4 protein-coding genes are annotated in these 3,195 nt (G+C 56.8%); 3 read left to right on the top strand and 1 reads right to left on the bottom strand.

All coding sequences use genetic code 11. The features are described 5' to 3' along the window. From ABX962_RS33415 to ABX962_RS33405, 3 genes are all read left to right on the top strand, one after another. Nucleotides 1–195 (top strand): 4Fe-4S binding protein (locus tag ABX962_RS33415; protein WP_372726007.1); only part of this gene is annotated, 195 nt, incomplete at its 5' end. Then, nucleotides 188–499 (top strand): hypothetical protein, encoded by a 312-nt coding sequence (locus tag ABX962_RS33410; RefSeq protein ID WP_372726006.1) that lies wholly within the window; start codon nt 188–190, stop codon nt 497–499. The genes ABX962_RS33415 and ABX962_RS33410, both read left to right, overlap by 8 nt. A gap of 75 nt (nt 500–574) precedes the next feature. Then, nucleotides 575–997, top strand: a complete 423-nt coding sequence (locus tag ABX962_RS33405) for a hypothetical protein (protein WP_372726005.1) — start codon at nt 575–577, stop codon at nt 995–997. Here ABX962_RS33405 and ABX962_RS33400 read toward each other — a convergent pair. Beyond that, nucleotides 965–2,482 carry a trypsin-like peptidase domain-containing protein gene (locus ABX962_RS33400; RefSeq protein WP_372726004.1) on the bottom strand — a complete coding sequence of 506 codons (1,518 nt, stop codon included), beginning with the start codon at nt 2,480–2,482 and terminating at the stop codon, nt 965–967. The genes ABX962_RS33405 and ABX962_RS33400 overlap by 33 nt on opposite strands. Nucleotides 2,483–3,195 lie beyond the last annotated feature (713 nt).

The following is a 3,195-nucleotide window of genomic DNA, read 5'->3' as shown; positions in this document are numbered from 1 at the left end:
TGCAGCGAGCGGTGCCCCGTCGAGGGCGCCATCCAAGTCAGCGAGGGAAAACCCAAGGTCAAGGAATCTGCGTGCACGGGTTGTGGTGTCTGTCGCTATGTTTGCCCGGCGCCGGAAAACGCAATCCTGCTGATGCCCGCATTCATCCGCCCGACTCCGAAAACAAGACAGCGAGACAAATCACTCGATGAATGAATCCCACGACGTGCCGGATACGAACGAGACGCCGGAATTACTCGAAGCTCACTGGGGCCGCGAACAAGTGGTTCAGTTGTTTCAAGACCTCAGCGAAGGTGCCACCGTTGAACACGTGCAAGTGCGAACGGCGTCCGACGGTCGCGCGGCCGATCAATCGGTCACGCTTCTCGAGGCCAAAGCGATCTTTGAGAAAGGCGATGCCCGTGCGATTCAAATTCGCTACGGCTTCGATGGACAAAATTGGTGCGACACGCTGATGGTCAAACCTGACGAAGTCCACATCATCCGCACGCGAGTGTAACGTGACCCTACCGGCCAGCATTTAATTCGTCCGCCACGTTGCGGTGCAAACGTTGGTTGCGGCAATGCTAATCCCGTGCCTGATAAATACTCCGGCGTCGGCTCAGTTTTCGTACGAGCGAGAACCGATCGAGTACTCAACGACCTCTCTCGCCCAACGGATGCCCGTGAATCGGACGAAGATACCTTTGTTTTCAGCCAGTTGGCGGAGCGACTTGTCGATGGATTACTGATGGTCGACGAACCGCCACTGAGCGACCAAATCAGCGGCGCGAGTTCGTTTACCGAGCGTTTCCAAACGCGAGGCCCGGCGGATCCGCAAGGCCGCAGTTTGCGACAATTCGATCTTCGCCCCCGGTTATTCAATTACCGATGTAGCTATTTGATCTACAGTGATTCGTTTGATGCGATTCCTGATCCCGTCCGAGTGCGTGCTCTAAAACGACCGGGAACGATCGTCTTTTCCTTACGGGGCATCTTTCCCGTGAAAAAACGCTGAGCCAGGAATTTCAGACATCGGAATATCCCCGTATTGCCAGCGTACGTTTAACATTCGTCTGCCGCGGCCTTGAAAATAGTCAAGCCGAAACGGCACGAGTCCCGCCTGCAAACGTAGCACACACGATTCCTCGAGTGCCGGATGGTCGCCATCGTTAACGATTCGATCGCGTCCTCCAATCGTCAACCGGCTGCCGTCATCCGAAGCAAGATTGAACGTGTAGACACCACTCGTGGGTACATTTAGAAAACCATCAAAGCGGACCGCGAAGTATTCGTCGCGTGGTTTGACCGCTTCGACATCCAGCCCCATGGCGACGCTCGATCTCGGCCCGGGAGCACGAAAAGCCATTTCCAAAGTGTTGTTGAATTTCCTTGGATCCAGCGGATAGGTGGTAACGGTCAAACCTGGCTCCGTCGCGTCGGCAATCTCGTCGTCCACCGCTGCGGCAGGCACCGCTTCGGCTAACGTCAAACTCACCTGCATCCGCTGGTCACCGCGCACCACATCGACCTGCAGTGTCTCGCCCGCTCTCCTTCCCACCAATGCCAGTGGCCATTGGTAGGCATGCTGCGTTTCGTTGCCATTGACGCTTACCACTTGATCACCGAGTTGCAGCTTCGCATCCGCCGCAGGTCCGGAATCGTCAACCGAGGTCAAAGTGGGTGGATCCACAAGCGGGTCGACGTCGCATCCTGCAGTGATTCCATCGCGAGCTTCGATCGCCAACACTCGCGGGATCAATTCGCGGATTCGGTCAGCTCCCATTGCCAGCCCCAGCGACTCGGAATTCGAATGCAGTCGCAGTGCCATCCCGATTTGGGCTCCTTCGGCGTTCACCAAGGGACCACCCGAGTTGCCTTGAAACAGCGGCGCCGAGGTTTGCACCATGCCGGACGTATAGACATCGCTTTGAAAGGAGTAGCGATCCAGCCCGCTGAGAATGCCTTCGCTGACCGTCAGTCCCACGCCACGCGGGTTCCCGATCGCGACGATCGGTTCGCCGAGCATCAAATCGTGACTGCGGCCGATCGGTAAGATTGGCAGCGGCTCGCCAGCGAGGATACGGATGATCGCCAGATCATAGGCTTCGAGTTCCGCGATTGGCTTGTAGCGAAATTGCCTTCCCTCGCGGTTTTGAACGATTCCCGCCGCGGCCCCCGTGATCACATGCGACGCCGTCAACGCATAGCCCGCCGAATCAATCGTGCTGGCGGAACCTGTCCGGCCTTGCTGTCGCCCGGTATCGTCCTTTCCCAAAAAAGCAAACACCGACGTCACGGCCGGAACCGCCTTTTGCAACATGCGAACTTGCGGCGTAAAACGCGGGCTGTCCTCGGAGACCGTATTTTCAGTCAAAATCGCGTGAGGCTCATCCGCCAGTAGCGGACGGAGCGACGGACAGAACATCGCCGACATCAGGATAAAGGCCAATGGAAGCAATCGAATCAAAGCAGATTCCTTCTTGTCTAAAAACGCGTTCATGGGAGCAGCTAACGATACCAGAAAACAGCGCAGCCAAGGCCGGAGGCCGACATAATCTCTGCCGGTGGCGTGAGCCACCGGAACTAGGGCATGGGCACGAACAAAGCCCAGCGGGCGACACACTTGCGGACCTTGTGTCGGCCTCCGGCCTCGCGGCGTCCGCTGACTCCCAAACCGTTGGCTCACGCCAACGGCATTCACTGTATCGGCCTCCGGCCTAGCGCATCCGTTTGTTTCTGTAGCGATCAGCGGCTCCCCTTTCTGTCGCCGCTATCGCGGCTATGTGTTTTTTTCGTACCCGAAACCCCATGCTTACGCATGGGGCTACTATCTATCGCCGCTATCGCGGCTGGGTCGTAACGAATTGTCATCGACAACGCCACTCGGCGTTAAGCACTATCCAGTGATGGCCCCAGGTTTAAATCACAACCACAGTGTCTGATTTACAAACGCCAGTTGGCTTTGAAATGTGTCGGCCTCCGGCCTGGTTTTCATGGTGCTTTCGCTCCACGCTCGAGAGTCGCGTGAAACTCGAAAGTTTGATGCCGTTGGTTGACTCTGCTCACCGGCCTGCGAAGAATCCTTTCGGTTTGAACGGATTCCCCTTTTTGGAGACGAGAAGTATGTGGGCTCGATTGTTGTACGGTGCTGGACTTGCCTTGGTTGCGTCTCAATTGTTTGCGCAAGCTCCGATCTAAGATCGCACCATCGCT

The organism is Novipirellula sp. (genome assembly GCF_041583735.1).
GTDB lineage: Bacteria > Planctomycetota > Planctomycetia > Pirellulales > Pirellulaceae > Novipirellula.
Note: the sequence above shows the minus strand (reverse complement) of the source record. Positions and strands in the feature narration are given on the sequence as shown.

Excerpts from the sequence above, each read along its gene's own strand:
- ABX962_RS33410 (WP_372726006.1), top strand. The coding sequence starts at position 188 with ATGAATGAATCCCACGACGTGCCGGATACGAACGAGACGCCGGAATTA.
- ABX962_RS33400 (WP_372726004.1), bottom strand. The coding sequence starts at position 2,482 with ATGAACGCGTTTTTAGACAAGAAGGAATCTGCTTTGATTCGATTGCTT.